Origin of the sequence: Streptomyces sp. 8L (assembly GCF_020176795.1) — a bacterium.
GTDB lineage: Bacteria > Actinomycetota > Actinomycetes > Streptomycetales > Streptomycetaceae > Streptomyces.
On sequence record NZ_JAIUKE010000151.1, the window covers coordinates 1 to 3,903 of the forward strand.

Annotated in this window: 2 protein-coding genes; both read right to left on the reverse strand. The window is 77.9% G+C overall.

Annotation, left to right across the window (positions count from 1 at the left end):
* Window positions 1-1,314 (reverse strand): AfsR/SARP family transcriptional regulator (locus tag LCE31_RS14715; protein ID WP_225014703.1); only part of this gene is annotated, 1,314 nt, incomplete at its 3' end.
* Between the two features lie 84 nt (window positions 1,315-1,398).
* Window positions 1,399-3,507: an asparagine synthase-related protein gene (locus LCE31_RS14720; protein ID WP_225014704.1), complete on the reverse strand. Its 2,109-nt coding sequence runs from the start codon at window positions 3,505-3,507 to the stop codon at window positions 1,399-1,401.
* Window positions 3,508-3,903 lie beyond the last annotated feature (396 nt).

The following is a 3,903-nucleotide window of genomic DNA, read 5'->3' on the forward strand; positions in this document are numbered from 1 at the left end:
CTCGCCCCCCATGGGCGCCCACCCCACCTCCCCCGGCACCCCCAACGGCTCACGACTCGTCGCCAACACCGACAACCCCGCACACCGCGTCAACAACACCTCAGCCAACTCCGCAGCCGCACCCACCACATGCTCACAATTGTCCAGAACCAACAACAACCGCCGCCGCCCCAGATGCTCGACCAGCAGCTCGGTGGCGCTCCCCCGGCCCGTGCCGCGCTCCTCGCGCGGGGCGAGCTGCGTCTCCCGCAGGCCGAGCGCGCTCAGGACGGCGCCGGGGACGGCGGACGGATGGTCGAGCGGGGCGAGTTCGACGAGCCAGGCACCCGGCGGGGCCGCCTCCTCCGCGAGCCGCGTCTTCCCCGCGCCGCCGGGCCCGAGCAGCGTGACGAGGCGGGCCCGCTCCAGGTCGGAGCGGACGGCCCGGATGTCCGCCTGCCGGCCGACGAAGGACGTGAGCCTGGGGCGGATGTTGCCGCCGTCGGCGATCGGGTCGGCGGGGGCGGTGACCGCGCCGGTACCGGGCGAGGGGGCCCCGGCCGCGCCCGGCACCGCCGGTGCCGCGGCGGATGTTCGGTCGGGGACCGGCGCCGCGAGGAGTTCCGCGTGGAGCGCCGCGAGCTCCGCCCCCGGGTCGGTGCCGAGGCCCTCGGCGAGTACGCGGCGGGTCCGCTCGTACGCCGCGAGGGCGTCCGCGCCCCTGCCTTCGGCGCGCAGGGCGCGGATGAGCTGCGCCTGGAGCGGTTCGTCGTACGGGTGGTCGCCTGCCAGTCCGATCAGCTCGGGCAGTACGTCACCTGAGGCGCCGCGCCGCAGGTCCGCCTCGATGCGCTGGCGCAGCACGGCAAACCGCCGCGCCTGGAGGCGTACGCCGTGATCACCGCCGCCGGAGTGGCCCGGCAGGTCGTCGAGCGCCGGGCCGCGCCAGAGCGCGAGGGCCTCGCGGAGCGTGCCGGCCGCGGCCTCCGCGTCGCCCGCGGCCAGCTGCGCCGCGCCCTCGCGGCCGAGCCGCTCGAAGGCGTACAGGTCCACCTCCGCCCGGGAGGCCGCGAGCCGGTAGCCGCCGGGCGCGGACGCGACGGCGTCCTTGCCCAGGGCGCGGCGCAGACGGCCGACGAGGGCCTGGAGCGCGGCGGGCGAGTCGTGCGGGGGCTCGTCGGCCCACACCTCCGCCACCAGGTCGGCGACGGCGACCACGCGTCCGGGGCGCAGGGCCAGCGCCGCCAGCAGGGCGCGCAGGCGCGCGCCGCCGAGCGGGACGGCCCGGCCCCGCTCGTCGCGCGCCTCCGTGGCGCCCAGGATGAAATACCGCACGAGGTCATTGTGGCGCCCGGTACGGACATCGGGGACGCCCACCACCCGTCCAGGCCCCCGCGCTCTCGGGCGCCCGCGCCGCCCTCAGGCCCGCAGCGTCGGGCGCGGTACGACGCCGCCCTGCACCGCGCGGCGGCGCGGGGCCGCCGTGCCCGTCCAGCAGGTGCCGCGGCGCGACAGCAGGCGGCGCAGCCACAGCTCGGTCGAGACCAGGTCGGCCAGGCCGTCCAGGGGGACCGCCTCGCCGTCGGCCGCCGCGCGCAGCGCCTTGCGGACGACCCGCGCCTCGACCAGGCCCGCGTCCGCGAGGAGCGGCGCGTCGAACAGGTCGACCAGCTCTCCTATGGCCGCGCGCAGCCCCACCCGGGTCACGGCGGCCGAGGTCGCGCGCGAGGTGGCGCCCCAGCCGGGCGGCAGGTCGTGGATGCCGGCGCCGGACAGGACCGTACGGAGGATCTCCGCGCGCGCGTCGGGCTGGACGCGCAGCGCCTCGGGCAGCTCGCGGCACGCCCGTACGACCTGGTTGTCGAGGAACGGCGCGTGCAGGCGCTGGCTGCGGATCTCCGCGGCCTGTTCGAAGACGCGGTGGTCGGCCGCGTAGCGCGCGAGCGCCGCACGCGCGCGTGCCTCGCCAGGGCGCTGCACGGCCACGGGCCGGGTCGCGGCGGCGTGGAGCCGCCGGGAGACCTGGGCGAGTGCCTCGCCGGTGAGCCAGCGCGCGGCGGGGCCGGGCCTGGACCAGGTGAGTGCGGCGAGGGACGCGTCGACGGGGCTGCCGTAACCGGGCTGCGGGGCGGCCCTGTTGGCCTCGGGCAGCCGGGCGGCGGCGTCCTCCATTCCGGTGCGGTACGGGGTGCGGGCGAGGCGGCGCGCCGCGCGGTAGAGCGTCAGCGGTACGAAGAGGGAGGACGGCGAGGCGCCCTCGGAACGGGCGAGTTCGGCCACGGGGTGCAGCAAGTGGCGTCTGCGGCGGTCGAGAAGCAGGTCGGCCAGGCGCGCGGGGTGCGCGTCGAGCACCTGCCGTGCGCCCGCGCCTGTGAGATGGTCCGCGCTCCCCGCCGCGAGCCGCAGCTTGTGCCGGGCCGCCGTGACGAGGGCGGGCCCCGGCTCGTCCGTCAGGGGCCCTTCGAGCTCCGCGTACGGGAGCGCCTCGCTGCCGCCGGGGACGACGACGTGGTGCAGGCGGGGGTTCTCGGCGATGAGGCCGGCCCGTTCGAGTTCGGCCTCGTCCCTGCCTCCTTTGGTGAGGTCGTTGAACGTGACGGCGAGCAGGCGCTCGCCCGCGCCCGTACCGTGTCCGAGGACCGTGCCCGGCGCGCCCGGCAGCCCCGCGGCGAGCAGCGCGAGGGTGGCGGACGCGCTGCCGCCCGACAGGTCGGCGCCGATGCCGGGCAGCGGCGCCCCGCGGGCGGCGCGCCGGTCCGCGGGGCCCATGCCGGGCACCGGCCCCGGGTCGGGCAGCGGCGCCTCGGGCGCGTGCCGCGGGGCGGTGAGCCGGGTGCGTACGGCCTCGACGAGCGCGTCCCGTACGTCCTCGATCGCGCGGTCGGCGTCGCGCTGCGGCGCGGCGACGGCCAGCGAGGAGACCGTCTCGTAGCCGGTGATCTCGCGGGAGCCCTCGCGCAGGATCAGCGCGTGCCCCGGCGGGATGCGCCTGACACCCTCGTAGGGCGTCGAGTCACGCAGCGCCTCCGGGGTCTCGGGGCAGGCGAGCAGTGCGGCCAGGTGCCCGATGTCGAGCTGCGCCTCGATGAGGTCGGCGAGCGGCAGGGCGGCCGTGGCGTAGGCGGTGCCGCCGGCCCAGGGGGTGTAGAAGACGGGGCGAGCGCCCGCGAGGTCCCCCGCGACGGTGACGCGCCGTCCGATCTGCGCGACCGCGGTGTAACTTCCGGGCCAGGCCGTCAGGTGGCGCAGCGCGCCGCCGCGGGCCGCGACGATCCCGAGGCGCAGTTCGTCGTCCGTGGCGCCGCAGCAGCCGAGAACGGCCAGGCGGTTGAACGGGTCGACGGAGACAACGCGCACCTCGTCGGGCCGCCAGTCGCCGACCGCCCACAGCGGGTCCGGGTCGCCCCACAGGAGCTGGGAGCCGACGGGCGTGATCGTGCCGCCGTCGCCCGCGTCCCCCACGGCGTCGACGGCGCCCACCGTGCCGAAGTGCGCGGCGATACTGCTCCACCCCACCAGCCAGCGCATCGGCCGCCTCCAGAGCCTGTGAGCAATCCCGTCAATCCAAGCCATAGCCCGTTCGGGACCATGCTGCCACGACAACGGCGCACAGGAGGGAGGACGGTGGCACACGCGCGGACGCGCATGCGCCCCTGGCATGAGCCGGTTGGCCGGAACCCGTCGGCCGTGGGGGCGACGCCGTCCGGCCCCGTAAGTCTCCGGCGATCTTCGGCGAACGGCCGTGTGCCGTCCCGGAGACAGGCGTCATTCAGCCAATCTGCGGCGCGCGAAAAAGCGCCGTACGGCACCACACGGCGCCGCCCGCGCGCGCGGGCGGCGGCGGCCCCTCCGTCCCCGGGGGGCCCCCTCGCGACGCGGGCCGCTGCCGCGCCGCCCCCCCGGGGGGCGGCCGCGGGGGGGCCC

What these genes read in the sequence shown, in the direction of transcription:
- LCE31_RS14720 (WP_225014704.1), bottom strand. Translation starts at nt 3,507, where the DNA reads ATGCGCTGGCTGGTGGGGTGGAGCAGTATCGCCGCGCACTTCGGCACG.